Annotated in this window: 21 protein-coding genes and 2 pseudogenes; 3 read left to right on the forward strand and 20 right to left on the reverse strand. The window is 59.3% G+C overall.

Going from position 1 to position 18,984, the window contains the following annotated elements:
* Positions 1-257: 257 nt before the first annotated feature.
* Positions 258-587: an AraC family transcriptional regulator gene (locus tag NO934_RS20680; protein WP_375143321.1), complete on the reverse strand. Its 330-nt coding sequence runs from the start codon at positions 585-587 to the stop codon at positions 258-260.
* Between the two features lie 85 nt (positions 588-672).
* On the opposite strand from NO934_RS20680, the gene NO934_RS20685 reads away from it, so the two are divergent.
* From NO934_RS20685 to queF, 3 genes are all read left to right on the forward strand, one after another.
* Entirely contained in the window at positions 673-825 is a 153-nt protein-coding gene (locus NO934_RS20685; RefSeq protein ID WP_375143311.1) for a 6,7-dimethyl-8-ribityllumazine synthase, read from the forward strand.
* Between the two features lie 294 nt (positions 826-1,119).
* Positions 1,120-1,701: a VUT family protein gene (locus NO934_RS18370; protein ID WP_309164141.1), complete on the forward strand. Its 582-nt coding sequence runs from the start codon at positions 1,120-1,122 to the stop codon at positions 1,699-1,701.
* Positions 1,698-2,159 (forward strand): preQ(1) synthase, encoded by a 462-nt coding sequence (queF, locus tag NO934_RS18375; protein ID WP_309164143.1) that lies wholly within the window; start codon positions 1,698-1,700, stop codon positions 2,157-2,159. Before NO934_RS18370 ends, queF begins: the two co-directional genes overlap by 4 nt.
* Positions 2,160-2,627: 468 nt before the next feature.
* Here queF and NO934_RS18380 read toward each other — a convergent pair whose 3' ends face one another.
* The 19 genes and pseudogenes from NO934_RS18380 to NO934_RS18465 form a co-directional block, all read right to left on the reverse strand.
* Positions 2,628-2,972 carry a hypothetical protein gene (locus NO934_RS18380; RefSeq protein ID WP_309164145.1) on the reverse strand — a complete coding sequence of 115 codons (345 nt, stop codon included), beginning with the start codon at positions 2,970-2,972 and terminating at the stop codon, positions 2,628-2,630.
* A 131-nt stretch (positions 2,973-3,103) separates the two neighbouring features.
* Complete coding sequence (locus tag NO934_RS18385) at positions 3,104-3,514, reverse strand: VOC family protein (protein ID WP_309164147.1); 411 nt, start codon at positions 3,512-3,514, stop codon at positions 3,104-3,106.
* A gap of 608 nt (positions 3,515-4,122) precedes the next feature.
* On the reverse strand, positions 4,123-4,311 hold the full coding sequence (locus NO934_RS18390) for a DUF3606 domain-containing protein (RefSeq protein ID WP_309164148.1): 189 nt from the start codon (positions 4,309-4,311) through the stop codon (positions 4,123-4,125).
* 196 nt (positions 4,312-4,507) lie between these two features.
* Complete coding sequence (locus tag NO934_RS18395) at positions 4,508-5,332, reverse strand: carbohydrate ABC transporter permease (RefSeq protein ID WP_375143312.1); 825 nt, start codon at positions 5,330-5,332, stop codon at positions 4,508-4,510.
* On the reverse strand, positions 5,329-6,195 hold the full coding sequence (locus NO934_RS18400; RefSeq protein WP_309164150.1) for a sugar ABC transporter permease: 867 nt from the start codon (positions 6,193-6,195) through the stop codon (positions 5,329-5,331). The genes NO934_RS18395 and NO934_RS18400 overlap by 4 nt, the downstream gene beginning before the upstream one ends.
* A 65-nt stretch (positions 6,196-6,260) precedes the next feature.
* On the reverse strand, positions 6,261-7,589 hold the full coding sequence (locus tag NO934_RS18405) for an extracellular solute-binding protein (RefSeq protein ID WP_309164152.1): 1,329 nt from the start codon (positions 7,587-7,589) through the stop codon (positions 6,261-6,263).
* Complete coding sequence (locus tag NO934_RS20690) at positions 7,582-8,478, reverse strand: ROK family protein (protein WP_375143313.1); 897 nt, start codon at positions 8,476-8,478, stop codon at positions 7,582-7,584. The genes NO934_RS18405 and NO934_RS20690 overlap by 8 nt, the downstream gene beginning before the upstream one ends.
* Before the next feature lie 3 nt (positions 8,479-8,481).
* Entirely contained in the window at positions 8,482-9,180 is a 699-nt protein-coding gene (locus NO934_RS20695) for an N-acetylmannosamine-6-phosphate 2-epimerase (protein WP_375143314.1), read from the reverse strand.
* A 74-nt stretch (positions 9,181-9,254) separates the two neighbouring features.
* The gene (locus NO934_RS18415) at positions 9,255-9,998 is read right to left on the reverse strand and encodes a GntR family transcriptional regulator (protein ID WP_309164154.1); all 744 of its coding nucleotides are present in this window, start codon (positions 9,996-9,998) and stop codon (positions 9,255-9,257) included.
* A gap of 477 nt (positions 9,999-10,475) precedes the next feature.
* The gene (locus NO934_RS18420) at positions 10,476-11,057 is read right to left on the reverse strand and encodes a hypothetical protein (RefSeq protein ID WP_309164156.1); all 582 of its coding nucleotides are present in this window, start codon (positions 11,055-11,057) and stop codon (positions 10,476-10,478) included.
* Between the two features lie 8 nt (positions 11,058-11,065).
* Positions 11,066-11,233 (reverse strand): annotated as a pseudogene (locus NO934_RS18425) (dihydrodipicolinate synthase family protein); the annotation flags it as partial.
* Positions 11,209-11,493 (reverse strand): type II toxin-antitoxin system RelE/ParE family toxin, encoded by a 285-nt coding sequence (locus NO934_RS18430; RefSeq protein WP_309164157.1) that lies wholly within the window; start codon positions 11,491-11,493, stop codon positions 11,209-11,211. The gene NO934_RS18430 and the pseudogene NO934_RS18425, both read right to left, overlap by 25 nt.
* Positions 11,490-11,771: a type II toxin-antitoxin system ParD family antitoxin gene (locus NO934_RS18435; RefSeq protein WP_309164158.1), complete on the reverse strand. Its 282-nt coding sequence runs from the start codon at positions 11,769-11,771 to the stop codon at positions 11,490-11,492. Before NO934_RS18435 ends, NO934_RS18430 begins: the two co-directional genes overlap by 4 nt.
* Positions 11,772-12,556: 785 nt before the next feature.
* Positions 12,557-13,524: pseudogene (locus NO934_RS18440) on the reverse strand (ABC transporter ATP-binding protein).
* 2 nt (positions 13,525-13,526) lie between these two features.
* Positions 13,527-14,537 (reverse strand): ABC transporter ATP-binding protein, encoded by a 1,011-nt coding sequence (locus NO934_RS18445; RefSeq protein WP_309164384.1) that lies wholly within the window; start codon positions 14,535-14,537, stop codon positions 13,527-13,529.
* Positions 14,534-15,451: a dihydrodipicolinate synthase family protein gene (locus NO934_RS18450; protein WP_309164159.1), complete on the reverse strand. Its 918-nt coding sequence runs from the start codon at positions 15,449-15,451 to the stop codon at positions 14,534-14,536. The genes NO934_RS18445 and NO934_RS18450 overlap by 4 nt, the downstream gene beginning before the upstream one ends.
* An 11-nt stretch (positions 15,452-15,462) precedes the next feature.
* Positions 15,463-16,350, reverse strand: a complete 888-nt coding sequence (locus tag NO934_RS18455) for an ABC transporter permease (RefSeq protein WP_309164160.1) — start codon at positions 16,348-16,350, stop codon at positions 15,463-15,465.
* On the reverse strand, positions 16,347-17,309 hold the full coding sequence (locus tag NO934_RS18460; protein WP_309164161.1) for an ABC transporter permease: 963 nt from the start codon (positions 17,307-17,309) through the stop codon (positions 16,347-16,349). The genes NO934_RS18455 and NO934_RS18460 overlap by 4 nt, the downstream gene beginning before the upstream one ends.
* Before the next feature lie 85 nt (positions 17,310-17,394).
* The gene (locus NO934_RS18465; protein ID WP_375143315.1) at positions 17,395-18,978 is read right to left on the reverse strand and encodes an ABC transporter substrate-binding protein; all 1,584 of its coding nucleotides are present in this window, start codon (positions 18,976-18,978) and stop codon (positions 17,395-17,397) included.
* Positions 18,979-18,984 lie beyond the last annotated feature (6 nt).

The raw sequence follows: 18,984 nt of genomic DNA on the forward strand, positions 1-18,984 counted from the left end.
GAACTTCCCTAAACTGGACGTTTGAAGGGCAATTCAACGCAGATTCGCGCGCGGAGTATTTCACGAAAGCGCAATTTGTCAGGAAAGTGCTAAAGGGCGGCGGAAAAGCGTAGGGTGTGATTCTTGTGCCACACTCGTGCCACTATCCCCTTTGCCTTACTTGTGCGGGGGTCTGTCCCAGGCCCGCTTCATTGTGGATGTGAGGTGGCTCTGGCTCGAAAAGCCGCTCAGATAAGCGACCTCTGCGATCGACAGCTTCACCAAAGCAAAGTAAGCGCACCGCCCCGTTGGAGCCGCGCATCAAGGACATAGCGATGGGGGGTGACATTAAACGTTTTGGCGAATGCCTGGATAAAATGCCGTCGGGAAAGTCCGCACTCTGCCGCCAGGCAAGCTATCGAGAGTTTGTCCTGGACGTTCTCCGCCGCAAAATCCCTGACCCGGCGTGCGCTTGCCAGGTATCTCCGCCGGAATCCGAGGCTAGGCTTTCGAGCGGAGAGGGCCCGCGGCTCATCCTTTGGGCTTTCGCTGGACTGATGATCAGCCCGACGGTCTGCGCATTGAACAAGTGCCCTTTTCTGACCCATCCATGGCCCACGCCAAAATCCATCATCGTCAGTCGCTTCAACAAACAGGTAACGTTCGGTTTTGCTCAATGGCGCCGTCGCCTACGTGAGTGAGAGATGGGTCCCCCAGGAGCAGATCTATTCAGCGCTCGGTGCATCCGAGATCCCGGCACCGCCAAACCTTGGCCAGGAGCGGCAAGTCGATGGCGTAGTGTGCTTGGGCTGTGTGATCGAGGGCGATACGACGCATTTTGAATAAATCAGCCTCGCCGCTATCACCGTCCTCATGAACGGCTCACTTGAAACAGGCGTGCGTTGACCTCCGGCATTCTCACCACCTATACCGATGAACAGGCATTGTCCCAGCGGTGACGGTGCTCACAACAAGGGACGCGAAGCCGCTGCGGCCTGCCTCGAGTCACTCGGGACACTCACCATGGTTGCATAGCGCCGGCTTTCCACTAACCCTCCGTTGCAGGGCCTTGGCTCCAAGTTGTCCTGCAGCTAACGCAACCCCGCGCAGGTCTGTTTTGCCTGACCGCAGGAGAACTTAATGTCTTTTCGTCTTTATACGCGGCGGCGGATCGAGGGCTTTGCCCTGCTTGCCGCCTTCGCCTCAACTGTTCCACTCGCCAACTGGATGATCGGCAATGTGGGGACTTCCTGCCCCCCCGATAGTCCTTGTTTGATCCCAGTTGCTCCGGGTCTTTTAGCACCAAGCGGTGTCATTGTTGCTGGTCTTGCTTTCGTGCTGCGTGACCTGGTCCAGCGTCGCCTGGGCTTGGTCTGGACAGTCGTGGCTATTGCCACAGGCGCAGGGCTATCCGTGCTAGTGGCGCCGCCGCCTTTGGTGTTGGCCTCGTTGGCAGCATTCCTTGTGTCCGAGCTGGCCGACCTAAGTGTTTATACACCACTACAGCGTCGCGACTTTGTCCTGGCGGTGGTCGCATCAAGCGGGGTCGGCCTCGTCGTTGACACCCTCATCTTCCTGCAGCTGGCATTTGGCAGTACCGAGCTGATGTGGGGGCAGGTCGTGGGCAAGGGCTGGATGGTTTTGGCTGCGCCCCCATTCATCTACTGGCTACGTGCACGCGACGAGCGGCAGGAACGTAAATTTGCTGGAGCACCCGCATGACTGACATGTCCCTTCATGTCACACAGCTCGGTCGTGAAGCTAAGGCTGCAGAGAGCCCCGAGTTGGCTGTCCTGGAACGGGTACCTAACCCACAAGCCGATACAGACTATGTTGCTCGCTTCACGGTCCCGGAGTTTACCTCCTTGTGCCCCGTTACTGGCCAGCCAGACTTTGCCCACCTCGTCATCGACTATGTTCCGGGCGAATGGCTGGTCGAGTCAAAATCGCTCAAGCTCTACCTGACTTCGTTCCGCAACCATGGCGCCTTCCATGAGGGTTGCACAGTTTCAATTGGACGCCGGCTGGTGAGCCTGCTTGAGCCCAGGTGGCTCCGGATCGGGGGCTACTGGTATCCGCGAGGTGGTATCCCAATTGATGTGTTCTGGCAGACCGACATTGCGCCAAAGCATGTCTGGTTGCCCGACCCAGGTGTGCCAACCTATCGCGGCCGCGGATAGCCAAGCGTCTGCTCCTGGGCAGCCCAGCTGCCTAGGAGCAATATGATGTTTGTTGTGACTGACAAAACCTCAACGTCCCGCTCCAGAAAAGCCATTGGCCTTGTGGTTTGGGCTGCTCGGCGTTGCGATATTTGCTGCGACCTTGCTCTTCACCCGGCTTGGGGTTGGAGAGCTTGATCGGGGTTTCTGCCGCAGAACGAGCCGCTGGGCGCGGGTCTTCTTGCCATAGTCTTCCTGTTGTTTGTGCGTCCGCGTTTGCCATCCAGAAGTGAGCTTTGAAAGCTGTTGCTGATCTCGGCTTGTGCGCCCAGCGTTTACAGCTGTTGCAATGAGGAGTGTGGATGCTTCTCATGGGGGCGTCGTTCTGGGTGTCTCCCCCTCGCGACCGCAGCCGCACGCCCTCCTGGGCAAAGAGACTCAAGGTGCGGCGTCGGCATAACCACGCTCGCTGGCGCGGCGCAGCTCCGCTTACTCGGCTGGGAACATCCAGCGGACCGGCTTACCCAGCGAGCGGGCATATTCAATCTCCCGTTTCGTGCTCGACCCGACATGGCCACCGACGTTGACCACGAAGATCTCGTCAGCAAGGTCGATCTTGCGGAAGTGCAGCTGGTCTATCGCCTGTTTCTCCGGGGTGCTCTCGTCTCCGTCGGACAACAGGAACTGCGAACCGGTCGGTTGATCGGCATGCCCGAACGCACCCCGGCTAATCACAATGTGACCCAGCATGGAGAGATGCAGGTTCGCCAGATGGAAAGCATCAGGGAAGCGGCTGGAACCACACAAGGTAATAACTTTGGGCTGAGAACTCATGCAGATCTTTCACTCGGGAGATGGTAGGCAACTTGCAAAGATGGCTTTCTAGGAGCGAACGGACAGCATTCCACCCCCAACTTGCCGTGCGTAATCCACGGCTAGCCGTGAGGCAGCTATAACCTCAAGGACTAGCTGCCGGTGCCACTGCGGTCGACATGGGAAAACTCAATCAGGTCCCAACGATTTCCCCAAGGATCCCGCCAGACGACGACGCGCCCGTAGGGTTCAATGCGCGGCTCTGTTTCGAAATGGATGCCCTTGCTTCGCATGTGGAGATAGTCGGCATCGAAATCCATGGTCTCCAGAAAAAGCCAGACACGTCCGCCCCCTTGTTCTCCGATCGTTGAGATCTGCTGATTGCCGACAGCACGAGCCAGCAAAATTTCAGTTTCCCCGCCACGTGGAGCAATTCGGACCCAACGTTTTCCATTGCCGAGGTCAGTATCTTCACGGCACTCGAAGCCGATGCTCAAAAAGAAAGCTAAGGCTTCATCATATTCGGGAACAAGCAGAGAAAAGAGAGCGATACGGTTTGGCATGAAGAAGCGTTAGCAATCCGTCGGTGGGCTGGCAACTTTGTTGAACGAGGGCAGTTTGATCATAACGGACGCTGGACGCGTCTATGTTCATTTCCGCTCAGTTGCATGGCAGTCGTTCGTGTCAACCAGATGTTACGGGAACTCCCCACCCCCGACGCGCCAGACCATGCGCCTTTTTACCGGCGGATCGAAGTTGGCGATCGAGCCAAACCCGCTCTGCTCCAGATTCACGGCTTTTCGAGTTCTCGAACATTTCGAAAGGGCATTATCAAACTGGCGGAAGCCGCTTCCGTCGTCGTCCCGGTTTGCCCGTCTTCGGAGGATCGAACGTATTGCCAGTACCTTCGTTTAAGGCGAGCGCGAAGGCATCCAAGAGCTTTAGCTAGGCTCGGCATCAGAGCGCGGTTTATTCTATCTTCACGATTTCGGGGCCCCTGTGTGGGCCTTCACACCGCCATGGATCAACCGGAGCTTGTGTCGCGCCCGATAGTCCAGAACGCCAATACTCATCGGTCCGGCTTTGAGCCCGCGATGGGCCGCGACGGAAGCGTTCTGGACCGATCCTACCGAAGAGAACGCGGTGCAAGCCACAGCTCACCTGAGCGATTTCAGGGCTGCCGGATTTTCTTTGCCTCGCGCTTGAGCACATCACGCATGTTACCGTTCCGGTCGATCAGGCCACGCACCTGCTCCTCGGAAATGCCATTCTGTTGGGCGAAATAGCGAACTTCGTACCCTTGGTCCGCGGCAACCCAGTCGCCGTCTCGCAAATCCTTTTTTCTGGGATCGTCAGCCATTGTGCTCTCCTCGTGTTGAGGCATGGGCAGCGACATTCTCTGATCGGCGGTTCCAGCGCAGGGTAAGACAAATGGGACTGGTCGCACGATTGCTGCCTTCAGCCCTGCGCCGAGCGTCTTGGGCACAGGTCAATCGGCTCAAAGCTGCTCGATCACCGAACAAGCAGAAGCCAAATTCGAGTGACCCCTGGCGCCTTTACCCCTTCACCGCCCCCGCCGTGAGTGAACGGCTGATCTGTCGATACATAACGAGACCAAGCACGGCCGGCGGCAACGCGGCGACGATCATCACGGCTGAAGCAGTGCCCCATTGAATGCCGCCGCCGCCCGAGGAAAAAAAGAACGAAGCACCCACAGTCATGGGGACCGCATGGCGCGTGGTGAGCATCAGGCCGAACAAAAACTCATTCCAGGCGGTGATAAAGCCAAAGATGAAGGTGGTGACGATAGCGGGCCGGCAAACGGGGGCGATGATCGAGGTGATGATCGTGAACCGGTTCGCCCCGTCCATATGCGCGGCCTCATCAAGTTCTATCGGGATTTCGCCGATGGCGTTGACAAGGATAACAAGGGCTAAGGGCAAGTTGACGATGGTGAGGATCAGCCCCAGGCCAAGTTGGGTGTCGAGCAATCCAACCCATTGGAACATCATATAGATGGGAATAGCGAAAATGATCAGCGGCAAGGCACGCAGATTGACGATCAGTGGCATCAGCGTGCGGCGGCCGAAGCCGGAGCGGGCGACCGCATAGGCAGCGGGAAAGGCGAGCATAATGGCCAGCGTTGTGCCAGTCAGCGCCGCAATTGCCGAATTCCAGAGATAGGCAAAGATGTTGAGCCGGTCGGTGACCTGGAGAACGGACGCGTAGTTTTCGAGCGTGGGCGATTGTATCCAAAGCCCGGGATTGGAGGCGATCTCGCGGCTCGATTTGAACGAGGTGATGAGCGTTGCGATAACGGGGAAGTTGAGCGCGATTGCAGCGATGGCAAACACCAGCCAGCGCAATGTCGTAACGATCATCTCGCCCTCCTTGCCAGACCCTGATTGATGAAAAACAGCACCGCAAAGGAGGCGATGAACAAGAGCACCGAGGCGGCGACCGCCGGCCCGATCTCGCCCTGCCGGAAGAAGGCTTCATAAATGTAGATCGAGAGCGACCGGGTCGATCCACCAGGCCCGCTACCGGTCAACACATAGACATTGTCGAAAACCCTGAACCCGTCGATGAAGCGGATAAAGATTGCGATCGCGATGGTGGGCGCCATCAGCGGGATTTCGATACGCCAAAGCGTGTCCCAGCCCGAAGATCCGTCCATCTGGGCGGCCTCACGTATATCGAGGGGGATGGCGCGATAGGCCATGTAAAAGAGTAAGAATGCAAAGGGGGTCCATTGCAGGGTTTCAATGACCACCAGCGTCCAGAACGCATTGGCCACATTGAGAAATGCCGGGGCCGAGCTGAACCAGGCCCAGAGATAATGAGGCACCGGCCCGACGAATTCGTGCAGCACCAATCGATACATTAGCCCCACCAGCGCCGGCGCCACCATGAGCGGCAGCATGATGATGGCCAGCAGCCATGAGCGCTTTTCGAACAGGGGGGCAAGAAAGATGGCAAGGAAAAAGCCGATGAGACATTCGGCAAGCGCTGTGATGATGCCAAAGCGAAGCGAGAACCAAATCGAGCGCCAGAAATCACTGTCCGCAAGGACAGCAAGGTAATTGGAAAATCCGCTCAGCTCGGGCGCACGCAGGGTCTGAAAACTCACGCTCGAAAGCGAATAAACGATATTGACCAGGGCTGGGAAGCCCAGAAACAGCAGCAGAAAGCCGACCATGGGCGCAGTGAGCACGCCCCATTCCACTTGCCGCTTTTCGCCCATCGGTGTGTCCATAGATCGTTGAGGAAAAATGGCGCCGGGCAGTGTCCACCCGGCGCCATTCATCTTTATTTGCTGAGCAGCTCTTCCATGCCAGCCGAGACCGCCGAAAGCGCCTCATCGAGCGTTTCCTGGCCGGTCCAGTAGCCGGTGAAGTGCTGGGCCTGAAGCTCGTAGACGCTCAGCGCATTGGCGCCGGTCGCCCCGTTCATCACATAACCGTACTGGCTGGCGAACTCGCCCAACTGCACGAGTTCGGGACGCGCATCGGCGATCTGGGAGACCACGTCAGGGGTGAGTGCGGGTGCGCCCCCGGCTGCCGCATAGGCCAGGGCCGCCTTCTCAGTCGAGAGCCATTGCAGGAACGCTGCCGCCCCTTCCTTGTTGGGAGCGTTCTGGTTGAGACCGAAGCCCAAACCGTGGATATGGGTAAACCGACCCTCGTCCCCGGCGGGCGGGGCGACGATCGCCACGGATTCGGCAACGGCAGGGGCGGTCTCGGGATTGGTCAGCTCGGCTGCCGCGCCATTCCATTGCAGCATGGTCGCCACCTGTCCCGAGGTGAAGGCAGCGTTGGCTTCGGGGAACTCGTAAGATGTTGAATCCTGGGGGGTGGTGCCGGCGTCATAGAGGAGCTTATAAAGCTCAAGCCCGCGTCGATAGGCTTCGGAATCCACCGTAACGTTGCCGGCATCATCCATCCAGTTGCCGCCATACGAACGCGCCGTGGACTGCCAGACCATCATGTTGAACAAAAGGTTCTGCATCTGCAGCACGGTGCCATAGCGGGTGGGACTATCGGGGTTAACGCTTTGGGTGAAATAGAGGGCGGTTGCCGCGTAGTCGTCCCAAGTCCACTCGTCTGGATTTTTCGGCTCGAGCCGGGTGCCCAGATACTCTTCGGAAATGTCGCCATATGTTTGGGCGGCATCCGGATCGGCGAGCAGGGCGTCGATCAGGTCTTGGCGGTAGTACATGACGTGCAGCGAGAGATCGGTGGGAACGCCGTACTGGGCGCCTTCGAACTGCATGGTCGAGAGCACCGATTCCCCGTAAACCGCTTCCGCCTCGTCCGAGAGCGTCACCGGCTCCATGAAGGGAGCGTAGCGGCCGATTGAATAGGTGGCCAAAAGGTTAAGATCGAACGCCGTGGTACCGGCGGCGAGATCAGCCTGTAGCTTGTCCCAAAATCCGTCGCGGGCAAAAAACAGCAGTTCAACGCGATCCTCTTCGGCCAACCCTTCCTGGTTGTTATAGATTTCAGTCACGGCCCTGAGCGCGGTTTCCTCGGGTCCACCCGGCCAGCCGAGCACCGTTACGGCAGCATGTGCGCTCCCTAGCGGCATAGCGGTCGCAAAAAGAGTCGCCGTTACGGCCTTGATCATTGAATTATTCATATCCGTCTTCCCTTTGGTTGATTGTTCGTTTCCCCGCCGAAGCGGCGAGGTCCGCGATCCCCACGATCCCGGCTTGCCCCCCGAGTCGCGCTGGCACGAGCGTCGGACGCTGGAGCGGAGGCAAATCTTCAAGCAATCGCCCCATCCGCTCGATAAAGCCCGGAGCGAGTCCGATCGAGCCACCGATGATGATCTTTTGCGGAGCGAGCCCGAGCTGGATGTTCGCGCAGAGCGTTGCGATCCGCTTGGCCGAGAGTGCGATGATCGCGTCGGCCCATGCTGCGCCTTTTCCGGCGGCTTCGAACACGCCACGCGCATCGAGATCGTACCCTGCTTCGCGCGCCGCCTCGGCCATCCAGCGGCCGGTTGCGCCACTTTCGAGCGGGGTGTCGTCAGCGACGTCGCCGCGGAACTGGCCGAAATGCCCCGCCATGCCTTCGAGTAGCCGGCCATTGACGATAACTCCGCCGCCAATTCCGGTGGAAAGGGTGAGAAAGACGCAAGCTTGCGTGCCCTTGCCAGCGCCGAACAAATACTCACCCCAGGCCGCAGCCTGTGCGTCGTTGGCCGCCAATGCCGGCTTGCCAGTGAGTTCACTGAGCGTTTCGACTAGAGGGTAATCGGGCGGGATGGTCAGCGTCTTGGGATTGAGCGCCGACCATTTTCCAGCCTGAACGATGCCGGTCACCGCCGCGCCCACCCGTCCGAAGCAGCCCTGCCATGCCATCCCTTTTTCGAGCAGTTCTTCAATCCAGACACGCGGATCACCAGAGCCGGGGGTCGCGATCTGAACGCTGTCGTAAACAGTCCGCCCATCGACCAGCGCACCGAGGATCTTGGTGCCGCCGATATCGATGGCCAGAAGCGTGTCGCAGGGCATATCGGCCATGGATCAGGCTCCAAGCATGCCCGGGTGCGCCGCGGAAGCCGCGATCGCGTCCCTGTACCAGGAAACGATGTGCTCGGTGCGGGTGATGGCAGAACCCACGACCACCGCATTGGCACCCGCCGCCAGCGCTTGCGCCGCCTGCTCGGGGCTGCGGATACGTCCTTCGGCTATGACGAACGCCCCCAGCTTCGACATCTGTTCGATCAACTCGAAATCGGGGAGGGTGGGCTCGGGGCCAGGGCCGACATAGCCGGAAAGGGTTGAGCCGATGCAATCGACACCCGCAGCCAGCGCCGCCCTGGCGTCGGCAAGGTCAGCGCAATCGGCCATGGCGATCGCACCGCCATCATGGATTGCGCCAATGATCGAGTTCACCGGATCGGGGCGCGGGCGCAGTGTGGCATCGAAGGCCACGATATCGGCGCCCGCCGCGACAAGCTCGCGCGCCATTTCGGTCGTGGGCGTGATGCGCACGTCATAGCCATCAAGATCGTGCTTTATGATCCCAATGATCGGCGCTTGCGTGCGCGCCCGCACCGCCTCGACATAGGCCACAGACTCGATCCGCAGCGCCACCGCACCCGCTTGAAGCGCGGCAAGGGCAAAGCCTTCAACGCAAGCGGCGCTGTCCATAGGGCCGCCAGGGACAGGCTGGCAGGAAACGATCAGCCCTTGGTTGAGTGTCTCGAGCAGTGCGTGCATTTTGGTCCATTCGCCCCTTGATTGGGGGAACGATAGCACCGCCGATGTGTCTGGCAACTGGTTTTTGACTGGTATTATCGATGCAGTTCGAGCACAAAATCGTACACATCGCCCCTATAGCGGGTCTGGGTGTATTCGATGATGCGATCGCCATGAAAGCACCGCCGCTCGACGATCAGCAGGCTGGCAGGTCCCTCAAGGCCGAGATGGAGCTTGTCGGCGGCATCGGCGGGGCCGGCCTTCATGCGCTGCATGGCGCGTTCCGGCAGCGCGCCGACAGCATCAAGTACGGCATAAAGCGACTCTCCAACGAGATCGGGGTTATCGAGAATGGTTGCCGGCACAGCGGCTGTTTCGATGGCGATGGGAACCGCGTCGGCTGTCCTTACCCGTTTCAATCGCAGGATCGACCCGCTCGGGCCAAGCCCGAGGGCCATGGCTTCGGCAGGTGTGGGATAAGTTAACTCTTTGGAAATCCAGATGCATCCGGGTGAGAACCCGCGCGAGAGCATGTCTTCTGAAAAGCTCGAAAGACGCGCTAAGGATTTTTCTACCCTTGCGGTTACCTCAGTGCGGCTACCCTGCTTGCGACGGATTACACCCTGCGCGATCAACACGTCCAACGCTTTGCGGATCGTTACCCGCGAGATGCCCAAGCGATCCGCCACAACCCTTTCGCTGGGAAGGAGCGCTCCGCGCTTGAGCGTGCCGGTCCCAATCAGACCATCGATCGCCGAGGCCACCTTGCGATAGAGTGGCATGCCGTCTTGTTGGGCAAGCTTTGCCTGCACAGCATCGATAATCGTTGTTTCGTCCATGGGAGCTCCGTGCTGGACAAAGAAACTAACAGAGAGCTTAGCTGGACACAAACTGGTATTACTCCCCGCCATCCTCTGCACACCGATTCACCTGCTTCTTGCGGAAGCGAGAAAGGGTGTCCGCAGTCTAAACATGTCCTGGTCGAAATTGTCAGTTGGCGCCAATGTCCATCCGGGGGTGGAAACCGTTCGGGCAGCTTCGTGCAAATATGAAGCTAAAGCTGCCATTAGTGCGTGCCTACGATGTTCCCGTCGTATCACGAATGGAACTCGACGATAGCGCTGAGAACAACGAGAGACTTCCCTCCGCCCCTCTTCAACGCGCCAGACCGAAAGTACCGAAGCTTCGGACAGCCAATCACTTCCGACAGCTCGGTTGGCAGAGACGGTGATCTGCTAAAGAACAATCCGACGCAATGCAGCGGTGTCACCACCGGTCACGATACTGATGAGCGTGCCAAAGGCAATCTGCACCACCTAGGGATGGCAGCCGCGTATTTCGCTCCTTACGCTCCGCACGTATTCCCCGATCTTCGGCCCCCCGAAACGATCTTTGCTTGCATGATAGTGATCAAGAACGGGCCTTCGCCATTCATCATGTTTCGCGGCAGTGCCGGGCTTCGCCTTCGCATCCTTCGGCGTGGCTTGAGGCTCGACATCCATACCGAAGCTCCGTTCCGATGCTGTGTACAACTCCTTCAATCCGAGCCCAAGGGCGAGGCCCCAAACAGCGTGTGCAAGAATCATCAGTCCGTTGCGCCGAGCCGGATGCTGATGGGCTGGCTCGAGGATGCCTGCCGCCGGTATCCAGCCGAAGTAGCTGGCGGTCCACACCAGCGGGCCGTAGATGACGGCCGGCATACGCTTGCCTGGGAGGCAGGCGTAAAGGGCGCCCGCTAGTGCGCCGTAGCCGAAATGTCCCAACAACGTCGCGGCACTCTTGATCTCCTGCGATGCTGAGGGGATCATCCTGTCGGTGATCTCGCGAGGTGGCAGCGGGTAGCTTTGCTTGGGCGGAAGTTTTTCGTGAAGACGCCGCATCGCCGCTGTCATGGCCATTGTGGCACAGAGGCCTGCAAGTGCTCCAAAGTGCCTTCACGCGCGAGGGTGACTGTGGTTTGCCGTTCGAGCTTGATATGGACGCAGACGGGGATGTCATAGGCAATCAAGGGGATGTCGACCGCCTCGCGAATGTAGCGGCCTACATCCCCTAGAGCAGGTCTTCCCATTGTCGTGCACCGTGCACGACGCGGACGACCTCTGCCCCTTCGTCGATTTGGCGGTATAAAATTAAGTAATTGCCGACAGGGAAGCTTCTCAGTTCAGGCCGCACCTCTGGCCTAGCAACTCCGATACCCGGCATCTCCCCAATTCGCTGACAACGAAGGTGAATATCGTCGAACCAGCGTTTCGCCGCCACAGGATTATCCTCGGCAATATAAAGGGCAATGGCTTCGATGTCCGCCTCGGCCTGTGGTCGAAGCCGATAGCTCATTTAGTCCCACGCGCGGCAATCTTGGCATCAAGCTTCTGCCCGATTCGAGCGAAGGCTTCCTCGCCATCGATGGCCGGACCGCTATTCATGCCGGCATCCCACAACCGACCTAATTCTTCAACAGCCTTTGTGCGCTGTGTCCGCCGGTGCTTCCAGTCGCGTAGAGCCTCCCGCATGACTTCACTCGCCGAGGCATACTCGCCAGCCTCGACGACCTCCCGCATCATTGCCGCCATTTCCGGGGTGAGGGCGACGCTCACCTTTTCGACATTGGCCATAGGATAGTTCTCCTTTTGTCCGATGGTAGGCAAGTTTACTACCAAGAGCAAGCGAGAATTTCTTTTCCGGCTTGATAGAGACGGAATGGCTCCACCTCCTCCGACGAAGCCAATACTGGCGGCGGCGTCAGCGACTTTCGTGCGACCGGCAGCAAACTGCCGATGCCACCGAAAGGGCGGAACTTCTTAGCGTATTTATTGGTCTTGTGATCCTAGTTTAATGTTCAATTGGGAGGGCTATAGAGTAGCTATCGTGCCCATCTGGTTTCCGCATGGCCCAAGGAGGTTCGAACCGATACTTAATGTTCCGAACATCCTGTGAATTGTCTGCTTTGCCGGGCGCGAGTGAATTTCAGCTCCTCATGCGGGGTGTAGTGAAAACGTCCCTTAGCTCCGGCACGAAGTGATGCCGACGACGTTCATTTCGAGCGCACCGGCACCCGGCGACGGTGACGGCCTCGCCGTCGCCCAAGAGCCTTTCCAATGCTTATGAACGGCTTTGCCGCATTGTCGCGGATAACCGTTAGCTGCCGTCCCATTTCTGCCGTTCGAATCCGCAAAAGCTGCCCTCATGTTGCCGGTGAGAACCCATGAATCATAAATCGACCTAGGCATATGCTCGAAGGAAGGGCCGCATGAAAGCTGCGATAACGGCGTTAGCGTTGGCATCATGTGCTTCCGCAAACGCGCACGGCCAGAAACAGACTCGTGTCAAGCGATCGCTGATTATCGAGTCACGAAAGCTTGGGAGGAAATCAACTCGGAAGAAGCTTGCTCATTGTACATTACCCTAGGATATCATCGCGAATACAGGCGCGGCTGTGGCCGGGAGCAACCTCACGCAGTGCGGGGATCGTTTCGGCACAGGCTGGCAGCGCGAATGGGCAGCGGGTGCGGAAAACACAGCCCGAGGGCGGATTGGCAGGGCTTGGGATATCGCCCGTCAAAACCTGCCGTTGCCCGTGCATTTCCGGGTTAGGCGAGGGAATGGCCGAAAGCAGGGCACGGGTATAGGGATGGGTTGGACGCGCATAGAGTTCGGCAGCGGGAGCGATCTCCATGATGCGGCCAAGGTAGAGCACCACAACGGTATCGCAGATATATTCCACGACAGCCAGATCGTGCGAAATGAACAGCATGGTGAGGCCCAGACGCACCTGAAGCTCACGCAACAAATTGATCACCTGGGCCTGGATCGACACGTCTAGCGCCGAGACCGGTTCGTCGGCGACAATGAATTTGGGCTCCATGGTCAGCGCGCGCGCAATTCCGATGCGCTGGCGCTGGCCGCCGGAGAACTCATGGGCATAGCGCTCAAAGGCGTCAGCAGGCAAATCGACCAGCGACAGGGCGCGCTCTGCGCGCTCGCGCCTTTCGGCCCTGGTTCCGATGCGCTGGATGTCGAGACCCTCGGTCAAAATCTGTCCGATGGTCATGCGCGGTGAGAGACTGGCGAGGGATCTTGGAATACGTACTGCATCGTGCGGCGCTGCAGTCGTAACTGGCGGGCAGAAAGCTTGGTTATGTCGGTGCCCTCAATCAGCACTTCGCCGCTTGTCGGCTCGACCAGACGCAGAACCGCACGCCCGATCGTTGTCTTGCCCGATCCCGATTCCCCCACTAGGCCCACGACCCGACCACCGGCAATGTCAAAGGAAATATCTTCGAGCGCTCTTATGGTGGGGCCGCGGGAAAAAGCGGCTGGCTTAAAATGCTTGGTGAGGTGACGCACCGAAAGATAGGGCGCGGGCATGGCTAGACCTCCTGCCAGCGGATACAACGGGCCTGGCGCGCTGGGCCTGTGACGAGCAGTGGCGGCACCGCCTCTCGGCATGCGGCGATCGCATAATCGCAACGATCGGCGAAGGCGCAACCCTTGGGCAGACTGCGCAGCGAGGGCACCGAACCGGCAATAGTAGGCAAGGGTTGGTTTTCGCGCTTGAGCTTAACCGCTTGGCTCAATCGTGGCAAAGAGCGCAACAGCCCTTTGGTGTAGGGATGGCGCGGATGGGAAAAAACCTCGGAAACCGGCCCGTTCTCAACGATGCGCCCGGCGTACATGACAGCGACCCGATTGGCGATTTCGGCCACGACACCGAGATTGTGGGTGATAAACAGCATAGCCATGCCGCGTTCGCGCTGCAGCTTGGCCAAGAGCTCGAGGATCTGAGCCTGGATCGTGACGTCGAGCGCAGTGGTGGGTTCGTCGGCAATCAACAATTGCGGGTCGCAGGCGAGCGCCATAGCAATGGTGACACGCTGGCGCATGCCCCCGGAGAGCTCGTGAGGATATTGGGTTGCGCGGCGGGCGGGATCAGGAATGCCAACGTCTGAAAGCAGTCTGACCGAGTCCTGGGCCGCGTCGTGGCGCGATTTGCCAAGATGAATGCGGATCGGTTCGGCGATCTGTTCGCCCACTGTATAGACCGGGTTGAGGCTCGTCATGGGCTCTTGGAAGATCATGCCGATATCATTGCCGCGGATTCGGCGGAGCTCTTCGCTCCCGAGCCTTTCGAGCGCGGCGCGATCGCCCGATTTGAGGGTCAGGGCAATCGATCCGGCATCTATCCGCCCGACCTTTCTTGGCAACAGGCCCATGATCGAGAGGCTGGTCACTGACTTTCCGGACCCCGACTCCCCGACCAACGCCACCGTCTCACCGGCCTTTATGCTAAGATCGAGATCTTGTACGGCGGGAACGCTCGCCCCGCCGATGGCAAAGACGGTGCGCAGGCCCTTGATATCGAGAACCGGCGTGGTCATCAGGCGATGAGTCCTGCGGTTTTTAAAATGGCCTCGATGCGGCTCGCTTCCTCGGCGTTGAGCGTGCGTTGAGGGCGAGCCATTGTGTTGCCCTCGATAATGCCCAGGCGCTGCATGGCGGTCTTGAAAGCGCCGACCCCGGCCGAACCGGCGCTGGTGCGCTCGAGCGAGACGCGCACGATTTCAAACAGCGCGCAAAGCCGCTCCTGTTCCACTCGTGCAGCGGCGTGCTTGCCCGCTTTCATGAGGTTCCAGATTTTGACGTAACCGGCCGGATCGACATTGCCCAGCCCCGGCACAACGCCATGGGCGCCCATGGCGAGTGCTGTGTCGACCACGATCTCCGACCCCGTCATGGCAAAAAAGCTGTCAATGTCCTTGAGCTCGGCAATCACGTAACGAAGATTGCCGTCATCGCCGCTCGAATCCTTGAGCCCGGCGATAGTGCCTTCACGCGCGAGGGTGACTGTGGTTTGCCGTTCGAGCTTGATATGGACGCAGACGGGGATGTCATAGGCGATCAAGGGGATGTCGACCGCCTCGCGAATGTAGCGGAAATGGTCGATGGTTTCGGCTTGATTGGTGCGGGTATAAAAGGGTGCAGTCACAACAATAGCGTCCGCACCAGCGTTTCGGGCGACGCGAGCATGGCCGATGACGCGGTCGGTGGTCGGATCGATGGTCCCGGCAAGCACCGGCACCTTGCCCTTAGCAATCCTTACAGCATGTTCGACGATTTTTTTGCGCGTTTCGGCATCGTGGAAGACGACCTCACTGGTCGAGCCCAGGACGAAAAGACCGTGAACACCGGCATCGAGAAGATGCTCGATCACACGGGTGAACGAAGCATAATCTACAGTGAAATCGGAATTGAGCGGGGTGACGACGGGGGGGACGACGCCGGTGAACAGAGGCATTTTTTACCCTTTTAGTTGAGATCGGAGCGCGGATCGAACGCATCGCGCAGACCGTCGCCAATGAAGTTGATAGCCAGGACGGTCAGGACCAGAGCGAAACCAGCGGACATCCATTGCCAGGGATATTGTTCGAGGACGATCGATGAGCGGGCCGAATTGAGCATGTTGCCCCAGCTCGCCTCGGGCGGGGCAATGCCCAGACCCAAAAAGGACAGCCCTGCCTCGAGCAGGATGGCGTTGGCCACCTGCAAGGTGGCGTAGACGACGATGATGTCGATGCAATTGGGAAGGCCGTGGCGGAAAAGAAGATGGGGCACGCCAGCGCCCATGCCTCGCGCCGCGACGACGAAATCGCGCTCGCGCAGCTCGAGCAGCCGGGCGCGTACCATGCGCGAGAGCACTGGCCAGGAAAGGAGCGCGATGACCAGTATGGTCGGGGCAATGCCTGTGCCGGCGATAGAAGCGAGAACGAGCAGGAAGATGACCGGCGGCAGGGTCATGGCCAGGTCGACCAGCCGCATGGAAGCACCGTCGACGAGCCGACCGCCAAAAGCTGCGACCGCGCCGATCAGAAATCCGATGATCGTCGAAATGATCACCGAAACAATCGCAACGGTCAGCGATGTCCGCCCGCCCTGCAGCAGCCGTGCCAGCACGTCGCGCCCCACACCGTCACTGCCCAGCCAGTGGGTGGTCGAAGGACCCTTATTGATAGCGACAAGATCGATTGCGATGGGATCATAGGGGAGCCACCATTGATAGGTGGTGACGGCCAGAAGGATCGGAACAAGAATGATGAGACCGACAATGGCGGCGCCATTGCCGAAAAAGCGATCCAGCGCACGCCGAATGGGGCCAACCGAACGCGTTTGGGCGAGGGGAGCAGTGGCCTGGCTCATTGGGCCACCTGAATGCGCGGATCGACGACTGCATAGGCAAGGTCAGTCAAAAGGTTGACTACAATTACGCAGGCACCGATGATCAGCGTGGCGCACATAATGACCGGGTAGTCGCGGGTGTTGACGGCGTTGACCAGCAACAATCCCATGCCCGGCCAGTTAAAAACGCTCTCAAGAAAAATCGCACCGCCCACCGCAATGCCGATGGTCGATCCGATCAGCGTGATCACCGGCAGCAGCGCGTTGCGCGTCGCATGCTTGAGGATCACCCAGAATTCCTTAACGCCCTTGGCGCGGGCCGTGCGGACATAATCTTGATTGAGCACCTCGAGCAGGGATGAGCGCATGTAGCGCATGATCAGTGCCGCATGGGCTATCGAGAGCAGCAGAGCGGGTAAAATGAGGTGAGATAAGAGATCGCCGATCGAAAACGGAGCACCTGGCGTGAGCATGCCGCCCGAGGGCGCAATGCGCAGCTGCACGGCGAAAATATAGAGACCCAAAAGGGCGGTGAGAAAGGCCGGGCTCGATATGCCCAACGAGGCGATCGCCGAAAGGCCCAGATCGAGCGGCGAATTGCGGCGCACAGCGCTGATGATGCCGGCCGGAATCCCTATGGCGATGGCGACCACAAGACCTGAGACCATCAGCAGTACGGTGGGCCAGATCCGTGCAACAACCAGTGGCAGCACGGCGACGCCGCCGCGTTGGATGGAAAAACCGAAATCGCCGGTGAGGGCTGCTCGCAACCAGGCCAGATACTGGATCGGCAGAGGCTGATCGAGACCGAGGCGTTGGCGCAGGGCGTCAAGAGCGGCCGGAGACATCGGAACCGAGGGATTGACATAGGCCGAGATCGGATCTCCGGGCGCGAGGCGCAGCAGGATGAAAATGAGAATGCTCAAGGCGACCAGCATCACAAGCCCGATACCGGCACGGCGCAGCAAATAGCTCAGCATGTCGTCATCCCTGGTGTGGATTAACGCCGAAGATTGGGGACCTTGCGCGCGGGGCGCGCAAGGTCCCTTTGTAAGGGCGGGGGTGTTACTCGATATCCCAGAGTTCGGGATGGTCGGCGTAGGGGCCGCCCGCCGGGGCCGGGGTCCAGACGAAATCGACCAGATCGGTCGAGGCGACGCCATAGCGGTTCGCCACCCACATTGTGCCCCAGGGCAGCTGTTCGTTCATCACGCGACAGACCTCCTGCCAGCGGGCGTTCAACTGCTCTGGGTCGGTTTCGCCCAGCGCGGCATCGAAAGCGGCGCTGAGATCGTCGAACTCGATGCGCATGATGTTGGCGCCCACCGGCGGCAGTTGCGAGCCGTTGAGTCCGGGATTGATGCCGGCGGGATCGGGGCCATTCTGAAGCCCGGCATAAACCAGCGCGAACTCGTCCCAGGCGGGGTTTTCCTGCTGATAGACAATGCCGTTATAGGTCGGGACGTCCACAACGCGGGGCACGACATTGATGCCGACCTGGGCGAGCATGGCCTGGATGGCCGCCATCACGTTGGCAGCTTGAGGCGAGTCGTAATAGGTCAGCCACGTAATGGGCGCGTTGCCGTTGATCTCATCCCAGCCCGCTTCGGCAAGAAGCTGGCGGGCCAATTCGGGATCATAGGGGTATTCGTTGAGCCCCTCGGGCACCAGATGGGGGGCGACATAGCCGCAATTGGCAATTTGCGCCGCGCCGCCATAGAGGCTTTCGATGATGGCGTTACGGTCAATGGCGTGCATCACCGCCTGACGCACCCGAACGTCCTCCCAAATGCCCACCATCTGGTTAAAGCCGATATAGTTGACGACAAAGGAATTGCCTTCGATCACCTCGAAATTGGCATCATTGGCAAAGGTCGTGGCATCGTCGGATTCCACATAGGTGAACTGGATTTCACCGGCCCGGAGCGCCGAAACGGCAGCGGCGGGATTTTCGAAATAGCGGTTGATCAGGCGGTCGACCTTCGGCCGTCCGAGCCGGTAGTCCTCGTCGGCGACCACTTCAACATATTGGTCGGTTACATAGCGGCTGAACATGAAGGGGCCAGTACCGATCGCCTCGGTGGACCACCAATCGCTGTTTGCGATGTTGGCCACATCCTCCTCGCCCAGCGCGTGCTCGGGCAGGATCATGACCTGGGCCAGCACCGAAAGCAGCGAAGCGTTGGTCTGGTTGAGCCTCAAGGTCACCGTGCGCTCATCGGTCGCTTCCACCGATTCAATGGCGCTGAGACGAGCAGCAAAGACGCTGCCGGACTCTGCGTTGCGGGCGAGATCAAGGGTGAACTTAACGTCCTCGGCATCGAAGGCTTCCCCGTCGTGCCAGGTTTCTTCGACCAGGGTGAATGTATAGGTGAGCTGGTCCTCGCTGACCGTCCATTCACTGGCCAGGGCCCCCTCGAGCGCATCGAGTTCGGCATTATAGATGACCAGGGGCTCGAAATAGGTCTTGAGCCACATAAAGCCGCCGGTCGCAACCAGGGGATTGAAGTTGTTTGGAAAGCCGCCCGGACCGACATCGAAGCCGCCGGTGATTGTCTTTTCCTGAGCCATCGCCGGCATTGTCAGTGCCGTTCCGCCCAGAAGCAGGCCGGCGAGCGCCAGCACTTGAGCCAAAGGTTTAAGTCGCATAGTCAA

The organism is Pelagibacterium sp. H642 (assembly GCF_031202855.1).
In the GTDB taxonomy this organism is placed as follows: domain Bacteria; phylum Pseudomonadota; class Alphaproteobacteria; order Rhizobiales; family Devosiaceae; genus Pelagibacterium.